The organism is Streptomyces cylindrosporus, assembly GCF_022698165.1.
Classification (GTDB): Bacteria; Actinomycetota; Actinomycetes; order Streptomycetales; family Streptomycetaceae; genus Streptomyces; species Streptomyces cylindrosporus.
Genome location: NZ_JALDAY010000012.1, coordinates 175029 through 199380, shown reverse-complemented (window position 1 = coordinate 199380; position 24352 = coordinate 175029). Strand labels below are relative to the sequence as shown.

24 protein-coding genes are annotated in these 24352 nt (G+C 65.8%); 16 read left to right on the top strand and 8 right to left on the bottom strand.

From position 1 onward, the window contains the following. Positions 1-90 precede the first annotated feature (90 nt). The 5 genes from MQP27_RS35955 (at position 91) to MQP27_RS35935 (ending at position 8075) form a co-directional block, all read left to right on the top strand. A complete protein-coding gene (locus MQP27_RS35955) occupies positions 91-1110 on the top strand; it encodes an SEC-C domain-containing protein (protein ID WP_242773124.1) in 1020 nt (339 codons plus the stop codon). 260 nt (positions 1111-1370) lie between these two features. Continuing rightward, positions 1371-2768, top strand: coding sequence for a PIN-like domain-containing protein (locus tag MQP27_RS35950; RefSeq protein ID WP_242773122.1), 1398 nt, complete (start codon positions 1371-1373; stop codon positions 2766-2768). Positions 2769-3168: 400 nt separating this feature from the next. Continuing rightward, positions 3169-5694: an ATP-binding protein gene (locus MQP27_RS35945; RefSeq protein WP_242773120.1), complete on the top strand. Its 2526-nt coding sequence runs from the start codon at positions 3169-3171 to the stop codon at positions 5692-5694. Further along, positions 5691-7457, top strand: coding sequence for a DEAD/DEAH box helicase family protein (locus MQP27_RS35940; RefSeq protein ID WP_242773118.1), 1767 nt, complete (start codon positions 5691-5693; stop codon positions 7455-7457). Before MQP27_RS35945 ends, MQP27_RS35940 begins: the two co-directional genes overlap by 4 nt. Before the next feature lie 15 nt (positions 7458-7472). Further along, entirely contained in the window at positions 7473-8075 is a 603-nt protein-coding gene (locus tag MQP27_RS35935) for a KpnI family restriction enzyme N-terminal domain-containing protein (protein ID WP_242773117.1), read from the top strand. A 62-nt stretch (positions 8076-8137) separates the two neighbouring features. Here MQP27_RS35935 and MQP27_RS35930 read toward each other — a convergent pair whose 3' ends face one another. Then, positions 8138-9001 (bottom strand): NgoMIV family type II restriction endonuclease, encoded by an 864-nt coding sequence (locus MQP27_RS35930; RefSeq protein WP_242773115.1) that lies wholly within the window; start codon positions 8999-9001, stop codon positions 8138-8140. A gap of 294 nt (positions 9002-9295) precedes the next feature. On the opposite strand from MQP27_RS35930, the gene MQP27_RS35925 reads away from it, so the two are divergent. Next, complete coding sequence (locus MQP27_RS35925; protein ID WP_278196934.1) at positions 9296-9763, top strand: very short patch repair endonuclease; 468 nt, start codon at positions 9296-9298, stop codon at positions 9761-9763. Here MQP27_RS35925 and MQP27_RS35920 read toward each other — a convergent pair whose 3' ends face one another. Further along, positions 9764-10927 (bottom strand): DNA cytosine methyltransferase, encoded by a 1164-nt coding sequence (locus tag MQP27_RS35920; RefSeq protein WP_242773100.1) that lies wholly within the window; start codon positions 10925-10927, stop codon positions 9764-9766. A gap of 161 nt (positions 10928-11088) precedes the next feature. Between MQP27_RS35920 and MQP27_RS35915 the strand changes: the two genes are divergently transcribed. Beyond that, entirely contained in the window at positions 11089-11838 is a 750-nt protein-coding gene (locus tag MQP27_RS35915; protein WP_242773098.1) for an HNH endonuclease, read from the top strand. Here MQP27_RS35915 and MQP27_RS35910 read toward each other — a convergent pair. Beyond that, positions 11835-12482 carry an ATP-binding protein gene (locus MQP27_RS35910; RefSeq protein ID WP_242773096.1) on the bottom strand — a complete coding sequence of 216 codons (648 nt, stop codon included), beginning with the start codon at positions 12480-12482 and terminating at the stop codon, positions 11835-11837. The genes MQP27_RS35915 and MQP27_RS35910 overlap by 4 nt on opposite strands. 221 nt (positions 12483-12703) lie before the next feature. On the opposite strand from MQP27_RS35910, the gene MQP27_RS35905 reads away from it, so the two are divergent. Then, positions 12704-13549, top strand: a complete 846-nt coding sequence (locus tag MQP27_RS35905; protein WP_242773095.1) for a helix-turn-helix domain-containing protein — start codon at positions 12704-12706, stop codon at positions 13547-13549. Beyond that, positions 13550-13807: a DUF397 domain-containing protein gene (locus MQP27_RS35900; RefSeq protein WP_242773094.1), complete on the top strand. Its 258-nt coding sequence runs from the start codon at positions 13550-13552 to the stop codon at positions 13805-13807. It begins immediately after the preceding gene. Between the two features lie 271 nt (positions 13808-14078). Here the strand turns inward: MQP27_RS35900 and MQP27_RS35895 are convergent, their stop codons facing one another. Both MQP27_RS35895 and MQP27_RS35890 read right to left on the bottom strand, forming a co-directional pair. Further along, positions 14079-15251, bottom strand: coding sequence for a serine hydrolase domain-containing protein (locus MQP27_RS35895; RefSeq protein ID WP_242773093.1), 1173 nt, complete (start codon positions 15249-15251; stop codon positions 14079-14081). Positions 15252-15323: 72 nt separating this feature from the next. Further along, positions 15324-16667 (bottom strand): NsdA family TPR-like regulatory protein, encoded by a 1344-nt coding sequence (locus tag MQP27_RS35890; protein ID WP_242773092.1) that lies wholly within the window; start codon positions 16665-16667, stop codon positions 15324-15326. A 253-nt stretch (positions 16668-16920) separates the two neighbouring features. On the opposite strand from MQP27_RS35890, the gene MQP27_RS35885 reads away from it, so the two are divergent. From MQP27_RS35885 to MQP27_RS35865, 5 genes are all read left to right on the top strand, one after another. After that, positions 16921-17412, top strand: coding sequence for an ATP-binding protein (locus MQP27_RS35885; protein ID WP_242773091.1), 492 nt, complete (start codon positions 16921-16923; stop codon positions 17410-17412). A 44-nt stretch (positions 17413-17456) separates the two neighbouring features. Continuing rightward, positions 17457-17729, top strand: a complete 273-nt coding sequence (locus tag MQP27_RS35880) for a hypothetical protein (protein ID WP_242773090.1) — start codon at positions 17457-17459, stop codon at positions 17727-17729. A 147-nt stretch (positions 17730-17876) separates the two neighbouring features. Next, entirely contained in the window at positions 17877-18044 is a 168-nt protein-coding gene (locus MQP27_RS35875; RefSeq protein ID WP_242773089.1) for a hypothetical protein, read from the top strand. An 85-nt stretch (positions 18045-18129) separates the two neighbouring features. After that, positions 18130-19326: a JmjC domain-containing protein gene (locus MQP27_RS35870; RefSeq protein WP_242773087.1), complete on the top strand. Its 1197-nt coding sequence runs from the start codon at positions 18130-18132 to the stop codon at positions 19324-19326. Continuing rightward, positions 19260-20117 carry an aldo/keto reductase gene (locus MQP27_RS35865; RefSeq protein ID WP_242773085.1) on the top strand — a complete coding sequence of 286 codons (858 nt, stop codon included), beginning with the start codon at positions 19260-19262 and terminating at the stop codon, positions 20115-20117. Before MQP27_RS35870 ends, MQP27_RS35865 begins: the two co-directional genes overlap by 67 nt. Here the strand turns inward: MQP27_RS35865 and MQP27_RS35860 are convergent. Then, the gene (locus MQP27_RS35860) at positions 20105-20962 is read right to left on the bottom strand and encodes a hypothetical protein (protein WP_242773083.1); all 858 of its coding nucleotides are present in this window, start codon (positions 20960-20962) and stop codon (positions 20105-20107) included. The two genes, MQP27_RS35865 and MQP27_RS35860, sit on opposite strands and share 13 nt — an antisense overlap. A 24-nt stretch (positions 20963-20986) precedes the next feature. Then, positions 20987-21985 carry a threonine ammonia-lyase gene (locus tag MQP27_RS35855; protein ID WP_242773081.1) on the bottom strand — a complete coding sequence of 333 codons (999 nt, stop codon included), beginning with the start codon at positions 21983-21985 and terminating at the stop codon, positions 20987-20989. Positions 21986-22152: 167 nt separating this feature from the next. Here MQP27_RS35855 and MQP27_RS35850 point away from each other — a divergent pair, with 167 nt between their 5' ends. Both MQP27_RS35850 and MQP27_RS35845 read left to right on the top strand, forming a co-directional pair. After that, positions 22153-22500 (top strand): DUF1330 domain-containing protein, encoded by a 348-nt coding sequence (locus MQP27_RS35850; protein WP_242773080.1) that lies wholly within the window; start codon positions 22153-22155, stop codon positions 22498-22500. A 26-nt stretch (positions 22501-22526) separates the two neighbouring features. Continuing rightward, positions 22527-23042, top strand: a complete 516-nt coding sequence (locus tag MQP27_RS35845) for a GNAT family N-acetyltransferase (RefSeq protein WP_242773079.1) — start codon at positions 22527-22529, stop codon at positions 23040-23042. 178 nt (positions 23043-23220) lie between these two features. Here MQP27_RS35845 and MQP27_RS35840 read toward each other — a convergent pair whose 3' ends face one another. Further along, the gene (locus MQP27_RS35840; protein WP_242773481.1) at positions 23221-24252 is read right to left on the bottom strand and encodes a nitronate monooxygenase; all 1032 of its coding nucleotides are present in this window, start codon (positions 24250-24252) and stop codon (positions 23221-23223) included. Positions 24253-24352 lie beyond the last annotated feature (100 nt).

The window sequence follows — 24352 nt, the reverse complement described above, 5'->3', positions numbered from 1 at the left end:
TGCTCATGCCCGACCTGCCCACTTCCCCTCCCCCTCTCCTCTTGCCGCCTCTCTCCGCCTCCGCCGGTCATCGGCAGTACGGTGTCGTCCATGCGCCCCGACACGCCCGCCGAGAACGTCGACCACCCCGCCGAAGCGGCTCGCCTTGAGCGGACCGCCGGCCTGTATCCCGAGGACGCCGAGGCCCTGCTCCTGCAAGCCGCGGCCCACCTGGAACTCGCCGGCGACCGCCCCGCCGCGACCGCGCTCTACGACCGCCTGCTCTCCACCCCGTCCGGCCTGGAGAACCCGTATCTCGTACGAGCCCTCAAGGCCTCCAACCTCTGGGAGTACGGCCACGAGGCCGAGGCCCGCGCCATCATCACCGGCGTCCGCGCGGCGGCCCCCCGCGACCCGGCCCCCTGGGTGATCGTCGCGGAGGCCCTGGAGGCCCATGACGAGCTGGAGGCGGCGCAGGAGACGTTCACGGAGGGAGCCCGCCTGCTCCTGACGGACGTGCCGGAGCCCCCGTACTCCACCCACCCCCTCCTCTTCGGCCGCCACCGCGTCCGCCGCATGCTGGGCGTGGCCCACGACGACTGGGACACCCTGGCCGACACCCTGCACTCCTCGCCGGCCTCCCCGGTCACCCTGGACGAACTCCACGACCCGAAACGCGTCTGGTCCCTGGGCTCGGACAACCCGGCGGAACTGGAGGCGGAAATCTCCCGCCTCCGAGCAGAACTAGGCGCGTACAGGGAGGCCCTCTCCCGCCCGTTCCCGGTAGCGGTCCTGCACTGGCCGTCGTCGGAACTGTCGGAACTCCTCGCGGCATACCCGACCCTCGCCGCCGAATACCCGTCCCACGAAGCCCACCTCGCGACCATAGAGTCCTCCCTCCGCGAACTGTCCACCTCCGGCACCCCCAACCTGGGCATCGTCACGGGCACGGTCCCGTCATACGAGGCCTTCGCAGCCTCGGAGGCAACGTCCCCGTCGAACACGGAACTGCTACCGCAGTACGCGACGACACTCGCGGCACGGGGGCGAGCGGTGGCTTGGCCGCCGCAGCGGGGGGCGGCGTGCTGGTGCGGCTCGGGCAACCCGTACGAAACGTGCCACGGGTTGTAAGCAGGTGTCCACCCGCCCCTACACGAGCCTGCCCAACATCGTCCAACGAGTCGAACCTGGAGCTGCCCGGAAGAGCATGCCGTCGGTGATCCTTCGGTGGTCCGTGTCCACCGTTCCTCCTACGCATAGGTCAGCTCGTGCCACCACCCCTTACCCGGCTGCCGCCCAGGACCACTTGAAGATCCACCCACCAGACGAAGAGCTGTCAGATACGACCTAGGCTGTGCGGAAACCTGCGGCGCGAGGGGACGAAGAGCAGAGTGGAACAGAACGACCTCCCATTGATCCGGCAGTACCAGGCGTGGCTCCAGATCGGCGACAGCCTGCCCGATGCTGAGCGGGAGCCCTTCTTTACAAAGGGCTTGGTCGTCCTCGACACCAACCTTCTGCTGAACCTATACGAGTACACCCCCTCTGCCCGCGAGCAGGTTCTCGCCGCACTCGAACTGATCGCACCGCGCCTGTGGCTTCCCTATCAAGTTGGCCTGGAGTTCATCCGGGGTCGGCACCGCGTGATTGCCAACCGCGTCAAGACACTGACCGACGCCCCAGATGCGATCAACCACAAGCTCAATGAGGCGCGTCGCGCAGTGGTGGCAGCCCGCGACGCGGTGAAGAACTTGCTTTTGAAGTACGCGCAAGACGACGAGGCCGGTGCCGAGTTGGACAAGCACATCAACCAGCAATCATTCGACGATGCGCTTGCAGACTGGCGGAGTATGCTGCTCAACCACATCAAGAAGCTCAAGGCCCAACAAGACCTCAAACCTGGTTCAGTTGCATCTGACGACAAGATCCTTCCACGAATCGCCGCTCTGTTTGGCGACCGAATAGGGGTGCAACCACCGCCGGAAGTATTGCGTCGCCGGGTGGAGGAAGCATCGGCCTATCGCTTCCCCAATGAGATTCCTCCTGGGTTCAGGGACGCAGGCAAGGAGACCCCCCTGCGGTCCGCAGGAGACTTCCTGCTCTGGGAGGAAATCGTCGAGAAAGCTGCCGGCACCGAGGGCCACGAAAGAGTGCTGTTGGTCTCCGCTGACGCCAAAGAGGACTGGTACGAACCGGCCGAACAGGGGCGCGGCCCGCGACCCTGGCCGATACTCGCCGACGAACTGCGGCTCCGCGCCGACGCCAGCCTGCGGATCGAGACCCCTAGGCAGTTTTACCAGGGAATCAAGCAGTTTCTGGACGCCGACCTAACAGAGAACACCTACGAGGAGATCGACCGCGCGGCTGAACCTCGCGAGCCTGAGGGGCCGCTCATCACCGAGACCGAGGCCCTAGTCACCGATCCTCCCGATGGTCTCGCACTTGCCGCCTACCGGGCTGCAGGCCTAGCGACTTCTGCCATACGCAAGGCCATCGAATCGCCTTCGCAGCGCCTATTCCAGTGGTGGCTGATTGGCGTGACAAGGGAGTTGGGGCGCCGCGAGGCCCAGAGAGGCGAGCCGCCGGTCGAACTGCCTGCGGCTATCTGCACGGATGCGCCTCCAGCACCGCATTGGGAGCGAGGCACTGCACTGAAGCCGGGGGAATGGCCCTACCGCGCCTCCTCATGGCTCGCTCCCTGGTTCCTGCAGGTCGTCTACGCAACTCCCGACGCCGACCGACAGACACTGCTCCGGCTGGCCGTTCGCCAGGCTGATCCATCCCGGTAGCGTTTCAGACCTCGGGGGCACGCGCTTCACCTGCGCGCTACTGGCCCAGCCAGCCAGCTGTGCAAGTCGCCAACTTGGCTCGCCCCTCTTGGTCCGTAATGCTCCATCAGAGCATGGTCATCAGTGATGTGTGCGGCAGCAGCGCCCGGCCGTCGGGCGGCGTCGGCTTGGTGGTGCATTGGGCTTCCTACGGCACGTCACGCACAAGGCAATCGGCGAGCGACAGACGCGCGTGGACTGCCGATGCACCACCTGTTCGGCATGCCCGACCGCCGCCCGGTGAAGTCTGTGGAGAGACTGAGGCCGAAACGACCACGCGAACACGCAAGGTCGGTACTAGAGTTGACCGTCGCGCTGAGCAGGTGGAAGCGGGCGGAAAACAGGACGGGGAACGTTCTCGATGGCACACAAGCTGCTGGACATCACTCCCACACCGCAGGTGCTGGTCGCACTGACACGGACCCCGATCACTCCGTTGGACGCGCTGAGTGAACTGATTGACAACGCCATTGACTCCTTCCGTGCCGCGGAGGTCTCGGGCAGTCCCTCGCCCGTGCGACAGGTCCTGATCGAGGTACCAGGTGCGGCGGAGGTGCGCCGCGGCGAGGGGATCATCCGGGTCCGGGATACTGGCCCTGGCCTGACCGAAGAGCAGATCGCCGACGCCATGCGGGCCGGATACAGCTCAAAGAACCACTTCGACACGCTCGGCCTATTCGGCATGGGCTTCAATATCGCCACCGGTAAGCTCGGCCGGGTCACCCGCGTGATCTGCGCCCGCACAGAACAGAAGCACGCCATCCAGGTCACCCTTGACCTGCCCAGGCTCCTCCAGACCGGCGCATTCACGGTACACGCCGAACAAGTCGAAAAGCCCCGCGGCCTGGAGCATGGCACGGTTGTCGAGATCCGCGGCTGGTGGCCAGAGGGCGACGCTAACCGTGGCTTCATCCGTGACCTGGTCAAGATCCCAAAAAACACGCTGCGCGACCGGATCGGCCGCCGATATGCGACCCTGCTGCGCGGTGAGGTCGGCGCACCGGTGGTAATCAGCGTCAACAGCGAGCGGTGCCGTGCATTCGAACACTGCGTCTGGTCGGAGTCACGGTTCGTCGAACGCCAAGGCCATGGCAAGATCCCCGCGCAGATCAGATTCGATGAGGAAGTGGACCGCTCGCGGCGGTGCCTCCATGACGGAGCAGAGTTCGGCGCCGCCGACGCCTGCCCCCGATGCGGGCGCCGCGACAGCCGAGAGATTGCCCAGCGGGTGCGCGGATGGGTCGGCATCCAGCGTTTCGACGACCAGAACGATTTTGGAATCGACTTGATCCGCAACGGGCGGGCCATCCGCATTGCCGAGAAGAGCGCCTTCTTCGAGTACACCGACGAAACCGTGGGCAAGGTAGAGCGGGAATACCCAATCGACCAGCAGTACGGGCGCATCATCGGGGAAGTGCACGTCGACCAGGTACCAGTCGACTTCCAGAAGCAGAACTTCCAGCAGTCCAGCACCGAGTGGCAAGCGGCCCTGCAGTTCCTTCGCGGCGGATCGCTGCTGCCAACAAAGTGGAAGGACGGAGAGCGAAACGACTCCCCGATCTCCAGGCTATTCCAGGGATATCGCAAGGTCCGCAACTTCGGGCGGGCCGACATGTATATGGGTCAGTACAACCCTGCCAAGGGCAAAGCTGACCGCATCTCACGTGAAACCGAACGCGCCTACTATCAGCGATTCCTTGATCGGGAGCCCGGCTACCACGACGATGAGCGCTGGTGGGAGCTAGTTGAAAGGGCTACGGAGCCGCCCCTCGAGGAACTGCCCGAATGCCCTGACTGCGGCTTCCAAAATCCGAGCGGGGCTGAAGCCTGTGGTGGCTGCAGCCGGGTCCTTGACGGCAGACCGTGTCTGAATGCCGCCTGCCGCCAGGTCATCGCTAGGTCAGCCACCGCTTGCTCGCACTGCGGGGCATCGCAGACTCCAAAGATCGAGCTGCCATGGACCTGCGCGTTCTGCCGTACCGAGAATAAGGCGGGCGATGAACACTGCCGCGAGTGCGGCATCGTCGAAGGCGCACCCCACCCGGCCAGCCCTGAGGCCCTCGCCCCGGGGTCGGAAGAAAACGCCGAGCTTGGTGCCTCTCGGCTGACCGTCACCCTAGCCGACGGCAGGGCGAGCGACCCCCTGGATATCACTGTGCGCACCGTCGCCCGACCAATTATCGCTGCGCATGGCTGCCCGCCAGTTCCTTTGGTCACCGATGTTAAATCAGGCCACCTGACCATCTACACCTACCTATCGCATCCGGCGTTCACCGCGATGGGCGTACGCCCCGAATACCTGATCGCCTCCGAGGCCGGTCAGTACCTACACGCCCTGCATGCCAACTTGCGCGGAAGGCCCGGACACACCGTGTCTGCCCTGACTGCCGAACTCCTCAAAGAGGGTTGGGGCGACACGATCGCCGAGAACGCCGACACGGTGCGGGACGACATCAAGTCCCTGTTCAACTCGATCACAGAGAAACTCCTGGATGCCCCGCATGCAGACGACTTCTATGACGAACTCGACGAGGCCCAGCAACGCGCCATGGCGGACTCGGTGATTACCTCCGGAGTTGATCTGTCCGAGCTGGAACGGCTGAAGACTACTGGCGCCTACCTGCGCTATTGCGACCGTGACACTCTCGCGGCCTTTTTCGCTCGCTACCCCCAAGGCTGGTTCGGGGGCCGGGTATGGCGCGATCCATGGCCCCATTCCAGCGCGCTCGGGCCGGTCGTTGCAGAGAAGCTCCAGCACGAACTGTCCATCAAATACCTGCGCTGCCTAGAGGATTGCGCTTCTTACATCCGCTACGAACAGCCAGAGCGGCTTCTGGTGGTGCGCGCCAGAGCAGCTGCAGAGTTCCTTTCCGACAAGCTGTCATGACCCAGCGGATCGTCAGCGACCTTTACCTGAGCGGCACCGGCTGGCAGGCATTCGAGCGCACCGTACAACGGCTGCTCGTCGCCCGCGGTTACAGCAGCGTCCAGCTCGCCGGCGCCTCCGGTGATGGCGGCGCCGATGTCATCGGTACGTTGGCCGGACGCCGCTGGCTATTTCAAGTCAAGCGGTGGCGCACCCCGGTTGGCCCGGAGGTAGTCGCCCAAACAATCGCCGCATGTCGCCGCTACGACGCGGACGTCCCTGTTGTCGTCAGCCTCAGCGGCTTCCAGCCGGCGGTGCGCGCCCAGCAACAACAGCTCGCCGCCGATGGCATCCCGCTGCAACTATGGGACCGTCGCGCCCTATTCCGCCAGGCCGAGAGGGTTCCCGCTGAGCCGCTGTCGCAGCACAGTCCTGATCGCTACGAACTGCGCTCATATCAGGCCGACGCAGTCGACCGGATCATGAACGAGCTAATAAACGGCGCCCGCAGCGCCCTGGTCGTGCTGGCTACAGGCTTGGGCAAGACCTTCGTCGCCGCCGAGTTCCACCGGCGATTCACCGCTACCCGCCCCAGTGCCAGGACCCTTGTTCTTGCCCACCGCAACGAACTCGTCTATCAACTGGAGCGCTCCTTCTGGCCGATGCTTCCCGCCTCAGCCGCTACCGGTGTATGGAATGGCCATGAGCGACCCGACCCCGACGCACTGGCCGATCTTGACATCGTCTTTGCCTGCGTCGACAGCGTCGCCAGTGCTGTAACCGCAGGGCGCACCCTGCCTGAATTCGGCCTGGTAATCGTCGACGAGTGCCACCACCTCGGCACTAAGGCTTACGACACAGTCCTGGATGAGCTCTCCGCAGGAGACGGCGGGTCATTCCTCGTCGGGATGACGGCCACACCTTGGCGCCCTGACGGAAGAGCTCTCCGCCAGTGGTTCGACTTCCCTATCGTCGATATTGACATGGTGCGCGGCCTGCGCGAGGGCTACCTTGCCAATGTCGACTACCGCATGTACACCGACAACCTTGACTGGGACGCCCTCACCGCCCTTCCTCGCACCACCCCCGCTCTGACGCCTCGCGGCATCAACAAGACACTGTTCATCGAAGAGTGGGATGACGCCGTCGTCGAACGACTCGCTGAGACCTGGCATGAGCAGACCAGCCCCCGTGCCATTGTCTTCTGCGGCACGATCGACCATGCCGAGCGAATGGCCGCCCGCATCAATGCCCTCGGCTTCACCAATGCCGATGTGATCGCCTCCCGGAGTGCTGACGGCAAACCGGCGAGTGCTGCCGTGCGCAGCCAGACTCTGTGGGATTTCGCTGACGGCCGCACCGGGGTGCTTTGCGCCGTAGACATCCTCAACGAAGGCGTAGACGTCCCGGACGTCAACATCGTAGTTTTCCAGCGCGTAACCCACAGCCGCCGCATCTTCGTCCAGCAACTTGGGCGTGGCCTGCGTCTTTCTCCGGGCAAGAATCGCGTAATCGTCTTGGATTTTGTTTCCGATATCCGCCGCTTCGCCGCCGGCCTGGATCTCCAGGACTCTCTTCGGGCGCCGTCCTCCAAAAGGCGCGATCCGCGCGTCAGTATCGGCAGCAAGATCACCTTCATGCGTGCCAACAATGAGGACCAACAAGGGGCGCATTTTCTGCGCGAATGGCTTGGCGATCTTGAAGCAGTGCAGGACGCCGAAGAAGACGTCCACATCCTGCGCTACCCGCCCGAAGACTCCTTGGACCTGATCCCCAAAAGATAAGGCAGAACCGTACCGATGCCCTTGAAGGGTTCAAACCCCCAAGCCGACTGGAACCGGCTCAAGCCCGACACCATCCACGCCGTCCGGCAATTGCTCAGCCAGCTAGAGCACAGCGAGTCCTCCCAGGACCTACTAGACTCCTATCTCTATGCCAAGCGCCTTCTCGCCCAATCTCTGCAGGCTTACATCCGTATTACCATGGCGGACGAGCTCACAACCCTCCAAGAGTTGCGGGCCAGGCTGGGACATGAGATGAAACGCCGATACGGCGACCGCATACCAGAGGAGTACCTGATAGTTCCTTATGGCAGCAGAACACACGAGGAGCTGTTCACCCTCCTGCTCCAGCAGCAAGGGAGACCTGTCGAGGCCGCGTTTCTGCGGATCATCACCGCTGACTCCGTCCACACCGAACGCCGAACCCGTGAGCTCCGGGAGCTCGGACTGGATATCGAGACCACAAAATCCGGCGGCTCCGACGTCTACACCCTCAAGTCGCTAGAGATCGACACAAACATGATTCCGACGATTATCAGTAACACCATCAAGCGAAAAAAGCCACCGACTCGCGAAAGAAGGGCTCTCCACGCGATACTCGGAATCGAAGACCGCGCTTGAGCGGCTGCGGGCAGCCATCCACTTGACGCCAGCGGGATTTCTCACATCAGGCATTGACAGACCTAGATTGCCAGATCGAGAGGCAGGTCACTGATATCGCGGAGGCGTTTGCCGTCAAGCAGAGTATGCAGCATGCCGATAGCCTCATCGTTCTGGGTGCCGTCTACCGCCTTAATCAATTCCGGCAGAGCGAAATGATAGACAGTGTCAATATCCCCAGTCCCGAGAGCCAGGGACGCCAATCTAGATGGCGACGGCTCTCCGGTAACAACCGCAATGTGCGGTGTGCGGCCCTTCCGGTTTCGGATTATATTCAACGCCTCTGAACGCGCGTTCTGGGCACGGTCACTGCGAAGCGTCCATTTACATGAAACTATGGCATGGACGATGGGGCGCTCCTGATTAGCCATCCTGATGACAGCATACCTGCCGGAGTTCGCATCCACCAAACACCGGTCGCCATTAATGACGTCATCGAGCTCGGGATTTCGCAGCACGAGGATATCCGGGCTGATTTCATACGAATTCCCTAGCACCGAGGCCAATGTTCGATCATTCTCGACTGCACTTGCAAGGTCGGCAAGATGAGTATAGGGCTCGTATTTGGAAATTTGATATTCGGCACGCGATCCGCCGACATTTTCAATAGTCCATGCGCCTGGGCGGAGACGCTGAAACAGAGGGAATGTCTCCCTCAGGAATCCCTCCACGGCCTCTTCAAATTGTTTTCCGGCCCGTTGCCCCTTGAGCTTTTCTGGGATGACCTCGGCAGAGAGGTCATTGGCGATACTCAGCGCGATACCCAGACTAGTCTTCTGACTGCTGTCAGCATTCGACGCCACACCGCCGGGCGACAGCGAAAGCGTATGCCCACTGACTAGATTCTGGTGGAACCTATTTCTCGCCTCGCTGAGTTCCGCTGTCACGTGAAGCCATCCCTTCAAGAAATAAGCTGAACCGCTCTATGCGTTGACAAGTTCCGTTTTCGGAACCTGGCCGTGGCAGGCCCCTTCCGCCAGATGCCTCTCCGGCAACTCGTCGTCCGCTGGCCGTCGCTGTCTTCCGTCATTACAACGCAGGCCTCGGAAGACCTGTCCTACAGAGCCCCAGCCCCCAGGCCGCCGCCGAGTTTTGGGCGCATGGCGTAGGGTTCTCTCCGCCACTGGCAAGCTTCCACAAGCCGGGGCCAAACTTACCGATCAACGTCGAGGAGAGCGGTCATGTCTGACAACTGGACTCCTCCTCTTGGCTCTTGGGCTTCGTCCGCCGCCCGGCGCCGTAACATGCAGGCGATCCGCAGTCGAGACACGACACCTGAGCGTCTGATCCGCCGGTTCGTCCACGCTCGGGGGTTAAGGTACCGAGTCGCAGCCAGACCCCTCCCAGACCTTCGGCGGACCGCCGATATGGTCTTCCGTCCAGCGAAGGTGGCTGTCTTCATCGACGGCTGCTACTGGCACGGCTGCCCCGAGCACTACGTGCCACCGAAAACCAACCCGGGCTACTGGTCCGACAAGGTGGCCAGGAACATGGCCCGAGACCGGGACACCGACCAGCGCCTGGAAGCGGCGGGCTGGACGGTGCTCCGGTTCTGGGAGCATGAGCCCTCCGAAGACTGCGCCACGCGCATCGCGGCCGAAGTCGAGAAGCGTCGCAGCGCAGCTCGGAAGGCAAAGCCGAACAGTTGATCAGTCCTTCTGGTCTCGCTCCCGTGCGGCCTTCAGTACATCGATGATCGATTCACCGATGGCCTGCGCGACAGGCGGCGGAAACGCATTTCCGACCTGTCGGTACTGAGCCGTCTTCCCCCCGCTGAAGTCCCAGCGCAGCGGGAACCCCTGAATGATCGCGGCCTGCCGCACCGTAAGCATCGGGCCTTCGGCACCGAACAGATCCCGGTCCTCGGTACCCGTCGGCTCACCGTTCACGGGCGCGTTAGCGACGCCCATACCCGAGACCCCAAGCGCTCGCCAAGCCTTCTTCGCACGGCTGGGGCCGAGGTCAGCGCCACCGTGCTTCTTTGAGCCGCCGACGAGTGTGGGAGCCACGTCCTTGTCAGCCGCCAGCTTCCATTCGTCGAAGGCTCGCCGCGCCTGGGCAGCCCGAGGCCCCTTCTCAAACGGCTTGAAGCGCTCCTTCATCGACTCTTCCAGCGCCTTGAAGACCGAGACGCGCTCGGCGCTGGGCGCGGGAGCTTCGTACTTCAGGTCCTTGAGGACGTCCTTCCGGAAAGCGACGAGGATGGAGCGGGGGCGGAGCTGCGGAACGCCGAACTTCTCTGCCTCGTACACGTTCCACCCGACGACCTTGTAGCCCGGCAGCCCGTCGTCTGTAGGCTCCATGTCCTCAAGCTCGGCCTGGATCCTTGACCGGTAGTCGTCGAACTTGGCGTCCATAAGGCCGCGCACGTTCTCGATCATCACAGCGCGGGGACGGATCATTTCGGCAAGGGCCAGGATGCGCGGGAAGAGGTCGCGTTCATCATCCTCGCCGAGCTGCTTACCAGCGTGGGAGAACGGCGGGCAAGGCACGCCACCCGCCAGCAAGTCGACCTCACCTCGGCGATAAAGACCGCGGCTCTTCTTCAGGTCACGCTCAGGCTCAAACTCCACCACGTCTTGGCAGAGCACGTCGCAGTTGTCGCGCTCCCAGTCCCACTTCGGGTGCAGTTCGATGTTCTCGCGCAGTGTGGCCACGGCGTATCTATCGATCTCGATCAGAGCCAGGTGCCCGAAGCCAGCCTGGTGCAGGCCGATGGCCTGTCCGCCGGCCCCAGCACAGATCTCGATCGACGTGAACTCAGGCTTCTGCACCTTGGCAGCCACGCCCTCGGGTTCCTTCGTGCGGGTCATGCCCCCTCCTTACAGTTGTGCAGCGGCAGACACATCTTGCAATCCACCATCACTGAGGGTGACAGACCCCACTGACAACGAGACCGGACCAAGTGTGCAACACGCCCCGCGCTCCGCTGAACGCACCCTCCGTAGCGCCGAACACTCATACGATATTGCTCATGCGGACACCGACGTGGACTGAGGACGAACTCGTACTGGCCGGAGCGCTCGTCGTGCGGAACGGCTGGCGCGAGATGCGGACCGAGGACCGCGAGGTCCAGGAGCTCTCCGAACTGCTCCGTTCTCTGCCGCTCCACGGCCCGGAAGCGCTTGCCCTTCCCGATTTCCGGTCTCCAGGCAGCGTGAGCCGCAAGACCACCGACTTCATGACGAACCACGGCCTGTACTCCGGCAAAGCCACTCGATGCGGCAAGCCCACCTTGCTGATGATCGACGCCTTCACCCACCGCGAGGCGGAAATGCTCCAGGCGGCCGAGGCCATCGAAGAGGGCATCTCTTCCGGCGAGCTGTACACCATCCCCAAGCAACTCGATGAGGTCGACGAAGCCGGCGCCACAGCCATTGAGGGACGCCTCCTCGTCCGCCGGGCACTCGCCCGCGAGCGGGATCCGAAACTCCGTGCGCTGAAGATCAAGCAAGTCCGCCGAAACGGACAGCCGCTCCGGTGCGAGGTCTGCGACTTCGACTTCGGCCACGCCTACGGAGACCTTGGCGAGGGCTACATCGAAGTGCACCACGTCACTCCCCTCTACATCTCCGGGACGCGGGAGACCAAGCTCGGCGACCTCGCCTGCGTGTGCGCCAACTGCCACCGCATGTGCCACAGAAGCCGTCCGGGAGAATCCTGGCGCACGCCGGCTGCTCTGCGCGAGCACATACGCAAGTCCGTTCAGGATGCCGCCCACTAGGCAGCATCCCTATCGGCCTCGTAGTGCATCTGGGCGCGGTCAAGGATGTCGTCCGGATCATGGCCGCGTGCAGCGGTCCAGTGGAGCAGGTCCGCGATCAGCTCCACGGCTGACTCCTCAAGACCGATGTCCCGCAGGACGGCTTCCCCCCTGCTCCCCATCAGGGCAGCACCGCCACAGGAACCTTGGTAGCTCTCCAGCGCCTCGGCGGCACGCTCCACGCGGCGGCAGGCGCTTCCCGCTCTGAGCGGGATCTCGCACCAGACTGCCTTGCCTACCGCGGTGAGCACCGTGCCCCAGTCCACCGCCAAGGCTGCGAGCAAGTGCAGGCCACGACCGCACTCGGCGTCGCAATCCGCCGTGCCCGGCCTCGGCACCGCCCTGCTCTTGTCATGCACTTCGAGCCGGAGCCGCTCACCTCGCCGCTCAAGGATCAGACTCGCAGGTACACCCTCGCCGACATGCTTAACGACGTTTGTTGCCAGCTCCGTAACGACTAGCTCCGCTTCGTCCGCCACCGTCGTCATGCCCCAGCGACTCAGTTGCGTGACGGCTGCCCTCCGCAGTAAGCGCACTTCCGCTGGTGCCGCCTCGAAGGGCAGTACACAGCGGAGTCGGGGTTCGGTGACTTCGCAGTCAGACATCAGGGCCGCTCCTCCCTCCCAAGCCACGCACCTGCCGCGCATGCCGTGTCCGTACGGCTGCTCTGCGTAGCCATCCGGTAAGCGAGCATGACACAGAGAAATCTCATCGTGTAACTTCTCACGAGAATCGATCGAGTGAACCTGATGGTGGATCCCGTCGGCCGCTACCTAGCCTGAGGGGGACTCCGGGCCTGGTGCCCCGAGCACTGACAAGGAGTTCCATGCCTGAACGGACGACAACCCGCCGCCGCCAACTGGGCGCGATGATGCGCAAGTTGCGCGCCCGCAAGGGCCTGACGCTTGAAGAGGCAGGGCAGCTGGTCGGGGTGTCCAAGGCGACGGTCAGCCGGTACGAGACTCAGTCCGGGCCGGTCAAGTGGATCGTGATTGATGCTCTGTGCCGCGAATACGGAGCAACTGACGCCGAGCGCGAGGCCGTTGTGGGACTCGCCAAGGACGCGAAGCAGCAGGGCTGGTGGAGTTCCTTCTCCGACTCCATCCCCGAGAGCATGAACTTGCTGCTCACGCTTGAGGACGAAGCCGTACGCGAGAGTCACTTCTCCTGCGTCTACGTTCCTGGTCTGTTGCAGACGCGCGAGTACAGCACCGCGCTGCAGAAGGCCAACGAAATCCCCCTGGAATCCGAGGAGATCGAGCGGCTGGTCGACATCCGGATGAAGCGGCAGGAGATCCTCACCCGCCTCAAGCCGTTGCAGCTGTGGGCGATCCTCGACGAATCCGTGATCCGCCGGGTAGTCGGATCACCGCAGGCGATGCGAGAGCAACTTGACCGGCTGCTCGAAGCGAACGAGTCCCCTCACATAACGCTTCAGGTTCTGCCCTTCTCCAAGGGAGCCCATGCCGCTGCGCTTGGAAGCTTCGTCATCATCGGAGGAACCGAGCAGGCACTCGACGTCGTGTACGTCGACTTCCACACCGGCTCCCTCTTCCTTGAGAAGGATGAGGAACTGGAGCGATACAGACTTGCGTTCGAGTACCTGAGGGCACAAGCGTTGGACATGGAGGCCTCCTCCGCCATAATCCATCGCGCCCGCAAGGAGCTGTAGATGTCTGCCGAACCCCGCCCCGCCCACGAGTACGACTGGGTCAAGTCGTCGTACAGCGGTGGTAACACGACCGAGTGCGTAGAAGCTGCCTTCACGTCGGCGGTAGTGCTGATACGAGACTCCAAGCGGCCGGACGGTCCCCAAGTATCCGTGTCAGTCGAGGCGTGGGGCAGGTTCGTGGCTGGACCGAGAAATAGTCGGCAGGAGCCAGCAGCACGGCACGCGACATACTCACGGCGCATCGCGAGAGCGGCATAGTGTCACCTAACTCTGCGGCAGTCCCGGGAGCTCGGTCCAGGAAGCGGACATCGGCAAGTGCCTTGCATGACGGGATCTCGCGCTAGAAAGCTCCCTACCGTCCAGGGCCAATCGAACCTGAATCACAAGCGCGGGAAGGAAGGATCCCGCGGAGGCTCTACGGGATCTCAGCCACGCTTCCGGTCAAACGGCTGGCTCATCGCTGCAACATGTATGTCGCCGCTACGCAGACACACACTGGAACAGGGCCTGCTCCCAGGCGCCAGCCGCCTTACGCCAGCGACCTGCGCACCGCGTCGACCAACGATGCCGCACGTACGTCGTCAACTCCCCCGATGATGTTGTTCATCACGTAGCCGAAGGCGATGCCGCACTTGAGATCGGCGAAGCCGAGCGAACCGCCGCGGCCGGTGTGGCCGAAAGAGCTCCCCCCGATCATCGGGTTGGTCTCGGTGGGCAGCATGTATCCGGAGCTGAATCGGCTCGGGATCAACATCACCTGATCCCTCCCGCTGGCCTGCTCCTTGGTCGCTGACTCCAGAGTCTCTGGCGTAAGCAGGCGCACACCGTCCACTTCGCCGATCAACGCGGCGTACATGCGTGCCAGTGCGTGTGCGGTGCCGATGCCGTTGGAGGCCGGGAGTTCGGCGGCCTGCACCTCGGGCGAGTCGAAGTCGATCTCGGCGGGGTCGGTGACCATGTACGCCCTGTTGCTGAACGACTGCGGATCCCTCCAGGCGGCCACCTGTTCGCGGAGTTCCTCGGGAACCGACTCGGCGGGCACGGTGGTGAGGTCCACTGCGGGTCGCTGGTACACCATGCGGCTGACTCGGCTGCGTTGATCCGCCGGCAGTCCGATGAAGAAGTCCAGTCCGAGGGGGGCGGCGATCTCGTCGGCGAAGAGGCGGCCCGGCGTCTGGCCGGATACCCGGCGGATCACTTCGCCGACAAGCCAGCCCCAGGTCCTGCCGTGGTAGCCGTGCGCTGTGCCCGGAGTCCACTGGGGGCGTTGAGCGGCGAGTGCGGCCGCCATCGGGTGCCAGGCCAACGCTTCGTTCAGCGGGACAGGTTGGTCCAGTGTGATCAGGCCGGCTTGGTGGGACAGCAGCCAGCGCACCGGGATGTCCGCCTTGCCGTTCGCGGCGAACTCCGGCCAGTACTTCGCCACCGGCGCGTCCAGGTCCAGCGCCCCGCGCTCGGCCAGCATGTGTGCCGCGGTCGCGGTAGCCCCCTTGGTCGCCGAGTAGACGAGCTGCAGCGTGTCTCGCGTCCACGGACGACCGGTCTCGGGGTCGGCGACGCCGCCCCACAGGTCCACCACCGGTCGACCGCACTGGTACACGCACACCGCCGCGCCGATGTCCCCGTGCTCGGAGAAGTTCGCCGCGAACGCCTCACGCACCGGTTCGAACCCAGCCGCGACCTCACCGTGGATCGTCGTCATGCCGTCCATCCTGGCATTGCGGCAACCTGCTCTGAGGGGGCGGGCTCGGCCTCGCAATCCGAAAGGTGACAGTCACGCCGCGATGGGCACCGCCTGAAGCCGCTCGCGGAACTCACGGACAGCGGGGACGGACTTGCGCGGTTCGAGGTGTGCGGAGAACTCCTTCAGGCGGTCCAGCGCCCGTACGGAGCTGACACTGCTCTCCAGGAGTTCGGTGCCGTAGTTCGCGGCGTCGAGCGCCCCGTCCAGGTCGCCGCCGGCGAGCCGGGCCTCGGCCAGGCGGCTGGAGCGCACGGCCTTGTCCCGAGGAGCCGCGCTCTTCACGGAGGTCTCCAGGGAACCCGTTGCGCGCTCCACCTGCCCGGACCGCAGCAGGACCTTGCCCTCGGTGGACTTCAGTTGGGCCTCGCCGAACCAGTTGAGCCAGTCCGGGTTTTCCTGCGTCGTGTGGCTCTCCCAGTAGGAGACGGCGCGGTTGAGCGCTGTTCCGGCGTTCCGGTGGTCGCCGTCGCGGGAAAGTGCCTCGGCCTGGTGTAGATAGAGGAAGGACTTGGTGTACGGCGACAGCGTGCGAGGGGCGTTGTCGATGGCGGTCGAGATAAGAGCGACGCGCTCAGCGGTCCGTCCGGCCTCGGAGACGTGAACGCCCATCTCCGCGAGGATGAAGGCACCGAACGCATCGTCGCCGGCGGTGCGGGCGCTGCGCAGGGCGCCGACGTAGTAGCGCTGGCCGACGGACCGCAGCCCCGCATCGTAGGCCATCCAGCCGGTCAGGTGCGACACCCGGGCCGCCAGGGCGTAGAGGCGGATTCGGATGTTCTCTGTGTACCTGCCGGTGCTCAGGAGGCCGGTGACGAGGGCGAGATCGCCACGTGCCTGCTCCAGGAGCGTAGCGCCGCCGAGTTGGTCGTCGAGGGTGCGCAGCGTGCTGATGCGCTGCTCGATCGTCGAGACCATCGTGTCCGAGACCTGATCCCCGCCCAGGGCCGAGGCGAAGGCGGACGGCGCGTCCACCCAGCTCGCCGCGAGGCCCGTCAAGGCGGCGCCGGTGATGGTGAGAAAGCCCCGGCGGTCCATGCGGCCACTCCCCACTAGTTCGGACAACGCCTCAACGGTACCGGCCTCGGTCCACGGGGCAGTGAGCCCCGTGACCTCCCAGACCGGCAGCCACCGGGGCCAGCCTTCCCTACGCGCCTGCTGGTAGGGGACGCGCAGCAGGTCGGCGAGTACGCGCTGGGCGTCCGCGTCCGGCTCCTGCCCCTGCTCCCACTTCCATACGGTGGTCCGGTTGGTCGCGAGGGGGATTCCGAGCGACCGCCCGTGGGCCTGCATGAGGCGGGCGAACTCGGCCTTCCCCCATCCGCGCGTCTGGAGAAGGAAGCTCAGCGGGTGGACCGCCAACGGCTCACCAGGCATCTCATCACTCCCGTCATCCCTCACGGCGTAGTGGGGAGGCTACTTCGCGTGACCGCGTACGGGGAGGGCGTCCCCAGGAGGAACCCCCTAGAAACGTTCCGCCTTGCTGGCTGGGGCCGTTGACTGAGTATCAGCCGTCCGCGCAGTCCGCCGCAGAGCGACTGTTCCCGGAACGGCTACTCAGATCGGCGGCTCCGTCCCTGTTTCCCCGTCGGGGACGGAGCCGCTTTCCAACTCCTCGGAGGCGTCCGCCATGCCCACGCTTGTCCATCGGTTCGTCCTCGCGGGAGAAGAGAGGGAAGTGTCCCTCGCTCGGCGCAAGGTCGTCGACAAGGTGCGTGCGTGGGGTGTGCCGTTGGACGACGAAACGGCTGACGCCATCCGTCTTGTCGCCTCCGAGCTCATCAGCAACGCCGTGGTCCATGGGGAAGGGCCCGTCACCGTCGCGTTGTACCACCGTCCCGGCCGCCTGGTGATCGACGTGCTCGATGCCAATCCTGCTGCTCCGCAGACGAGTTGTGCCCAGGCCCAGGACGAGAGCGGGCGCGGCCTGGCGCTGGTCGAGCTTCTCGCTTCTCGGTGTGCCTGGGAGCCCGTCGGCCAGGGCAAGCACGTTTGGGCGGAGATCGCGCTTCCCAAGGCGGCGCCCGCCATCCGAGCCGCCGTACTGCGCAGGCTGTTCGTGCTACGGCCGAAGCGCGGCGTGGTGGCCGAGCCCGAGTCACTCACTCTGGCGGTCGCGTGATGGGGCGGCACACCTTACGAGCGAATCCGCTTCCTGATCCCGACGTGGTCTTCCGGCCCACCCGCCGAGACATCGACCCCGTCACCAGGGAGCCCACTGACTACGCGCTATGGGATCGCCACGAGTGGCGGGGGCGCGGCGAGTGCTGGCTGTGGTGCGGACGTGACGACGTCGAGGTGACGTGGATCGGGCCCGTCCGGTCGAGCGGCATGCACGCGGCCCTCTACGCGTGTCGTGCCTGTCTGTACGAACTGGACCAGCGCGTTCTGGAGATCAACATGCGCGAGGACGTCGGCGGTCTTCCGAATCACCGCTGACCCGCCCTGCCCCTGGTGCCGGACGGCCCTTCATGGCGCGCCCCATGACCGCCGCCCCACGGCGACTCACATCTCTCACGGCCGTGGAGCGGCCATCGACCTCCCGTCGGAGCCCTGACGGGAGAACCGAAGAGGAAGGAGCACGAGGTGACAGAGCCCACGACACCGCCTCCGGCCCGGAGCGGCCTCCTGGTGGCGGTGCAAGAGCTGACCGCCGTCCACGACCGGTACGACAGCCTCCGGTCGGACAACCAGGGCAGTTCTGGCGACGCGCCGTGGCCGGGTGGCGACGGCAACCTGCACGACAGCGAGTAGGCACCAAGCGGTGAGGGCCGGCGTGGTCGGCCGCGCCGGCCCCCACCGTGTCCGCATCAGTGGTCGAACCCATGGAGGACGCACGATGGAACACCGGTTGATCAGCGCCATCGAAGCAGCGCTCCGCTGGAGCGGAGCCGAGGCGCTGGGCAAGGACTTCGTACGCGGGAGCATGGACGACCCCGCACTCGTCTCCCGCATCATGACCCCGAACCGCCTGCTCGACACCGCGATGCGCAGGAGCCTGAACCGCCCGCAGTTCCGGTGCTTCCAGAAGGGCGAGGAGGTCCATCCGGCCATCTACTACACCGACAGCGTCAGCCCCCGCGGCCAGAGCATCTCCATGGTCAACATGCGCAGCCTGGGCAGGCTCCTGGGAGAAGGCGCGACGGTGATCATGGACCAGGCCAACGTCTTCGATCCGACGATGGAGGTCGCGTGCCGGGCCCTGCAGTGGTGGTCCCGTGAGCGCGTCCAGGTCAACGCGTACCTGACGACGAACGACGCCTCCGGCTTCCCCCTGCACTGGGACGACCACGATGTCGTCATCGTCCAGCTGGCGGGTGAGAAGGAGTGGGAGGTGCGCGCGACCTCCCGCGCGGTCCCGATGTACCGGGACACCGACCCCAACAGCACACCCAGTGAGGAGATCATCTGGTCCGGTCTGATGCGGACCGGCGACGTCATGCACATCCCCCGGGGCCACTGGCACCAGGCGACACGGACCGGCAGCGGCTCCGGCAAGAGCCTTCACGTCACGTTCGGCATCACCAAGCGCACAGGGGCGAGCTGGCTCGCGTGGTTGGCCGACTGGTGCCGCGAGCGCGAGATCTTCCGCCACGACCTCGACCGCTGGCAGGGAACCGGCACCGATGCCCTGACCGAGGCCGCCACCCAGCTGGTCAGCGAGCGCCCGCCGGCCGACTTCCTGGACGCATACGAGCAGGCGACGACCCTGCCTCGGCACGTGCCGTTCCTCGACATACTCGGGCCGCTCGACGCCGTGGTGTGCACCACCCATTTCCCGCCCCAGATTCAGGAGCGCGGAGAGACCGTCGACGTCGTGGCCTCGGGGAAAAAGCTCACCCTCGCGGCCAAGACTCTGCCCGCAGTGCGTCTGCTGCTGAGCGGCCAGCCGGTCGCGCTGGAACAGGCCGCGGCCGTCGTCGGAGCCGAGGTGGCGGAGGTCGCTGAGATCCTGGTGGAGGAGGAGCTGTGCGCGGTGCTGACCCCCGAGTTGTTCTCGGGCTACACCGGTCTCGTCACGAACGCCGGCTCCTGACCGGGGCGCTCGACCTTGGAGTTACGGCACTCGACACCAGCACCAACTACCTCGGCTTCCGTTCGCATCAGATCCTGGTGCAGACGGCCGGAGACCTGTTGCCCAAGTTCACGGTCTCCACGAAGGTGGGCTACTTTCCAGGACCGGGCGGGGCGGAGCATTCCTTGGACCCCGTACGGCTGCACGCGGCCGTGGAACAGGCGGCTAGGGACCTGGGGCAGGAGCCGGATCTGGTGTTCCTGCACAACCCTGAACACTCGATCCGCGAGGCTGGCCCTGATCGCCAGGAGGCGCTGACAGAAGCGTGCGCCGCCCTCGATGACGCCACGAGCAAGGGCCTGTGCGCCGCATGGGGCATCGCGTCCTGGGATCCATCACCCCTGGTAGGACTGATCGGCCCTGCCGTACCGAGGCCAGCGACCCTCATGGTCCGCGCTGGCCTACTCGTCGGAGTCAGAACGCTGGACGCTGCGGACACCCTCATCAGGGCATGGGACCTGGACCCCAGCGAGGTATGGGGCATGAGCCCCTTCGGCGGCAGCACCGGCGACTCGGTGTGGGCCAAGATCGACCCCCGTGTCTTCCTCGGTGACAGCCGCCAACTCTCGCGTGTGCAGGCGGCGTTCATGGCCGCCTATCATCTGCCGAGGGTCGGCACTGTGGCTGTGGGCACTGATGAACCTGCCCATCTGGGCGAACTCGTCGGCGCCCTGGTCGGCCAGGTCGAGGAACGAACGGTCCAGGAGTACCGGCGTCTCCTGCGAGACCGTTCACGCGATCAGCCGGCCTGAAGCTCCTTGATGACCTGCTCGGCCATACGCCGGGCGGGTTCCAGCCGCGGGTCTTCCGGGTGCGCGTACGGCCCGAGGATCTTCGAGCAGACAAACAGCGTCATCACCTTGCCGTCCCGGCTCTCGAAGTCGGACCGGCGCTCGTGCCATACGCGATCGGCCAGAGCCGGGACAGCAAGGGAACTCGCCCACAGCGAGGCCGAGTCCAGCCCCAACGGCGCGTTACCCCAGTCCTCCCAGTCAAAGAGACTGAACCCCGGAGCGGTCATGTTGGCCCAGTTCAGGTCCGCGTGGGCCGGCACCCATCGCTCGGTGGTCGTATCGAGATCGCCGGAGAAAACACCGCGGATGAACTCGGTGATCAGGGCCTGGGTGATGGTGTCGGTGTCCGGCGTGGCGATCCGGCTCGTGCTCTGGGTCGCCAGCGCGTCCAACGACGCGTTCAGCGCCTCCCACCAGTCATCCGGCAGCTCCGGGGCTTCACTCAAGATGGCGCTTCCGACAGGAGCCCCTGGCAAGAGCTCGGTTTCGTCGGCCCGCCACATCACCTGCCCGTCCGCGGCCCGCCAGACCACACATCCGTACCATCCGGGCTGGGCGATGCCCTTCAGACGGGCGGCACTCTCAGTCCCGTTCCACCCCTGGTCAGAGATCTTGTCGAGCAGGCGCCGCTCGATCCGTACCCAGGTGTCGCGGTCTGTTCTGGCTCCCACGGATCGGCGCTTGCGCACCATCGTCTCCGGGAGCAGCCCAACTTGGAGAGACCGCTCGACGCGGTCAAGAACCTCGTCAACGGGCTGTACGCGTAGGTCGACAGCCTGACCCATGGAGACCGAGAGCGCCATGAACGCGACCGTAGCAAAGGGCCGTCAGGATCCGCGCACGCCAGCCGCCCCCACCCACCGCCAGTAAGCATCCACGTCCACATTGCTCCCGCACACGACCGTCACCACATGCCGCCCCGCGAAGCGCTCCCGGTTCTCCAGGATCGCCGCGATGCCCAGCGCCGCCGACGGTTCGACGACCAGGCCCGCGTGGGCGAGGAGCAGGCGCATTCCCGTGATGATCGATGACTCATGTACCAGGACCGCGTCGTCGGCAACTTCGAGGAGGTCGTTCAGGACGGGTGGGATGGGGATGCGGCCGGCTACTCCGTCGGCGATGGTGTTGGTCGTGGCCGTGGTGACGACTCGGCGTTGGTGGAAGGAGTGGGTCAGCGCCGGTGCGCCCAGGGGTTGGACGCAGATCACCTCGACGGTCGGGTTCAGGGATTTCAGTACGTGACCCACTCCCGTGGCCAGTGCGCCGCCGCCGAGGGCGATCAGGATCATGTCGAAGGGCGGCGCACTGGCCTCCGCCGGGTCGAGGAGTTCCAGGGCGATCGTCGCCGCACCCTCGCATGTTTCGATGTCCAGGCTGTCCTCCACCAGGCGGATGCCGTCTTGCCGGGCGATGGCCGCCGCTCGTTCTCGGGCCAACTCGTGGTCGCCGTCCACCAGTTCCAGCTTGGCGCCGAGTGCGCGGATGCGGTCGAGCTTGGTTCGGGTCGCGTGGCGGGAGGCGATGACCGTGACGTCGAGGGACCGGGCGCGGGCTGACCAGGCCAGGGCCTGGCCCAGGTTGCCCGCGCTGGCGCAGACCGCGGCCCGTGTGCCGTTCGCGGCGAGTTGGCTCGCGACCAGCTCCGTGCCGCGGGCCTTGAAACTGCGGACCGGGTTCGCCGTTTCGAGCTTGATGCTCACCGCGCAGCCGAGGTCGGGCTCCAGTGCCTCGCAGCGGTACAGCGGGGTGTTGAGGAACATCGGGTCGATGAAGCTGCGAGCGGCCCGGATACGGGCCAGGTCCAGGCGCGTCCGCGGTTCCTGCATGGCACGGGAGCGTAGTACGTCCTCCTGTATTACCTGGCGGGTAATCGACCCCCACCCCGCCCGCCTGCCACGATCGTCCACGTACGGAGCACGCAGGCCGCACAGACCGCACAAGCCGCACCAACAAGCACCGACCGCCGCCTCCAACCGACGGAAGGACACCAGCCATGACCGCCTACGCCATCGCCCACCTCCGCGAGGCCGCCCCGCACCCCGAGATCGCCGAGTACATCGAGCGCATCACCGCCACCTTCGAGCCGTACGGCGGGCGTTTCCTCGTGCACGGTTCGCAGCACGAGGTGAAGGAAGGCAGTTGGCCGGGGCATGTCGTGGTGATCGGGTTTCCGGGGATGGACGAGGCCCGGGCCTGGTGGGACTCGCCCGCGTACCAGGAGATCGCGCCGCTGCGTTCGCGCCACATCGCGGGCGACATCGTCCTCGTCCCGGGTGTCCCCGACGGCTACGACCCGGCCGTGACCGCGAAGGCGTTGCGCGCGGCCATGGACGGGCGGTAGTAGGTTCATCCCGGGTTCATCCCGTCATGCATCAGCAGCCGATCACCTTCCGACCCGCGGGCCCCGCGGACGCCACCGCCGTCGCCCGCATCTGGCGTACCGGCTGGCGGGACGGTCATCTCGGCCATGTGCCCGAGGAGTTGGTCGCGGCCCGTACGCCGGAGTCGTTCGCAGTCCGGGCCGCCGAACGGGTCGGGGACACCGAAGTGGCGGTCGTGGACGGGGCCTTGGCCGGGTTCGTGATGGTCGTCGAGGACGAGGTAGAGCAGCTTTACGTCTCACCCAGTTATCGCGGTACGGGAGTTGCCCGCGCCCTCCTCACCCACGCCGAGCATCTCGTACGACGGCACGGGCACCCGCGCGCCTGGCTCGCCGTCGCCACCGGCAACACCCACGCGCGTCGCTTCTACGAGCGCCAGGGCTGGACCGACGAGGGCCCGTTCGACTACCCGGCACAAGGACCCGACGGGCCGATTCCCGTGCCCTGCCACCGGTGCGTCAAGAACCTGGCCGACCTCGACGACGGCACCGACTCCCGATAGCCACCGCCATCGCCAGGGACGCGTCGCGCGGCGCCTCGTACAGCGGGACCAAGCGGGACCAGGTCGGCCATCGCGGGGGGGGGCGTTCGGAGCCAGGGGTCGGTTCCGGGGCGATGAAGGTGACGTCCAGGCCGAGCCCCATGCCGAGCAACTGCCCAGGTGCGGCGGAAGGCGGCGGTCACGGCGCGGGAGGTGGAGTTCTCGCCGTACGCCGATGTCCTGCCGCCCGCTCCAACGCCTCCGCAGCTTCCGCCGCCAGCCGCTCCACCAGCTCCGTCGCCGGCGGCCGGTCGGTCACGAGGGCGACCGCCTCGCCCGCCCACACGGGAAGCGGCGGGACCGTACCCGCCAACACGTCGTCCCGATAGGCCTGTTGGGCCTCCGGAGAGGCGGCGAGCTCCGCCTCCCGGCCCCGCCACCGGTCGAGGTACGGATGGCCGAGAGTGCGTGCCGTGTACTTCGAGGCCGACCAGGCGGTGGCTCCCCGGGCGATGTCGAGGACGCTGTTGCGTTCGGTGTCCTGGCCCTTCCCCTCCACCACCGCCTTGACGATCGAGGGGTCCGCCAGGGACTCGGCCGTGGCCTGGAACCGGGTGCCGAGAAGCGCTCCGGCGGCACCCAGCGCCAACACGGCCGCCACCCCACGCCCGTCGCCGATGCCTCCCGCCGCCAGCACCGGCACCGGCACAGGCACCGGCTGCGACACAGAGTCCGGTCCCGCACCCCCTTTACCTCCCGCATCCGCCAGATCAACCACAACCGGCACGAACGCCAGCGTCGACATCCCGTGCCGAGCCCCGTGCCCGCCGCTCTCCGTCCCCTGCGCCACGACGACGTCGGCACCGAGGTCCAGCGCCTGCCGGGCCTCGTCCGGGTCGGTGACCTGGAGGATGACCTTCGTGTTCGTACCGGCGGCCCGAATGCGTTCGACGTACGGTGTCGGGTCCCCGAAGGACAGCATCACGGCGTGGGGGCGGTACTCCAACGCCCGTTCGACCGCGGCGACTTCGGTCGCCCAGGTGAGGAATCCGACGCCCCAGGGCCGGCCGCAGTCCGCCACGAGGGGCATCTCGCGGGCGAGCAGCTCCCGGTTCCCGTCCCCCGCGCCGAGCAGTCCGAGCCCGCCGCCTCGGGACACGGCCGCCGCGAGCGCGCCGCCGGCCGAACCGCCCATCGGCGCGGAGACGATCGGGTACCGCACGCCGAACATCCGCGTGAACGCCGTAGAAGTCGCAGAAAAGGCCACGATCTGCGTCAACTCCCCTTCACCCAAAGGTCCTTACCAACAGGTAAAAGATCTACGTGAACTC

Bases quoted from the DNA above. Each gene is read 5' to 3' on its own strand.
- MQP27_RS35955 (WP_242773124.1), top strand. From the start codon at position 91: ATGCGCCCCGACACGCCCGCCGAGAACGTCGACCACCCCGCCGAAGCG.
- MQP27_RS35935 (WP_242773117.1), top strand. From the start codon at position 7,473: ATGCCCTTGAAGGGTTCAAACCCCCAAGCCGACTGGAACCGGCTCAAG.
- MQP27_RS35915 (WP_242773098.1), top strand. From the start codon at position 11,089: ATGCGGACACCGACGTGGACTGAGGACGAACTCGTACTGGCCGGAGCG.
- MQP27_RS35900 (WP_242773094.1), top strand. From the start codon at position 13,550: ATGTCTGCCGAACCCCGCCCCGCCCACGAGTACGACTGGGTCAAGTCG.
- MQP27_RS35925 (WP_278196934.1), top strand. From the start codon at position 9,296: ATGTCTGACAACTGGACTCCTCCTCTTGGCTCTTGGGCTTCGTCCGCC.
- MQP27_RS35850 (WP_242773080.1), top strand. From the start codon at position 22,153: ATGACCGCCTACGCCATCGCCCACCTCCGCGAGGCCGCCCCGCACCCC.
- MQP27_RS35845 (WP_242773079.1), top strand. From the start codon at position 22,527: ATGCATCAGCAGCCGATCACCTTCCGACCCGCGGGCCCCGCGGACGCC.
- MQP27_RS35855 (WP_242773081.1), bottom strand. From the start codon at position 21,985: ATGCAGGAACCGCGGACGCGCCTGGACCTGGCCCGTATCCGGGCCGCT.
- MQP27_RS35885 (WP_242773091.1), top strand. From the start codon at position 16,921: ATGCCCACGCTTGTCCATCGGTTCGTCCTCGCGGGAGAAGAGAGGGAA.
- MQP27_RS35945 (WP_242773120.1), top strand. From the start codon at position 3,169: ATGGCACACAAGCTGCTGGACATCACTCCCACACCGCAGGTGCTGGTC.
- MQP27_RS35870 (WP_242773087.1), top strand. From the start codon at position 18,130: ATGGAACACCGGTTGATCAGCGCCATCGAAGCAGCGCTCCGCTGGAGC.
- MQP27_RS35895 (WP_242773093.1), bottom strand. From the start codon at position 15,251: ATGACGACGATCCACGGTGAGGTCGCGGCTGGGTTCGAACCGGTGCGT.
- MQP27_RS35890 (WP_242773092.1), bottom strand. From the start codon at position 16,667: ATGCCTGGTGAGCCGTTGGCGGTCCACCCGCTGAGCTTCCTTCTCCAG.
- MQP27_RS35910 (WP_242773096.1), bottom strand. From the start codon at position 12,482: ATGTCTGACTGCGAAGTCACCGAACCCCGACTCCGCTGTGTACTGCCC.
- MQP27_RS35940 (WP_242773118.1), top strand. From the start codon at position 5,691: ATGACCCAGCGGATCGTCAGCGACCTTTACCTGAGCGGCACCGGCTGG.
- MQP27_RS35905 (WP_242773095.1), top strand. From the start codon at position 12,704: ATGCCTGAACGGACGACAACCCGCCGCCGCCAACTGGGCGCGATGATG.
- MQP27_RS35840 (WP_242773481.1), bottom strand. From the start codon at position 24,252: ATGTTCGGCGTGCGGTACCCGATCGTCTCCGCGCCGATGGGCGGTTCG.
- MQP27_RS35860 (WP_242773083.1), bottom strand. From the start codon at position 20,962: ATGGCGCTCTCGGTCTCCATGGGTCAGGCTGTCGACCTACGCGTACAG.
- MQP27_RS35920 (WP_242773100.1), bottom strand. From the start codon at position 10,927: ATGACCCGCACGAAGGAACCCGAGGGCGTGGCTGCCAAGGTGCAGAAG.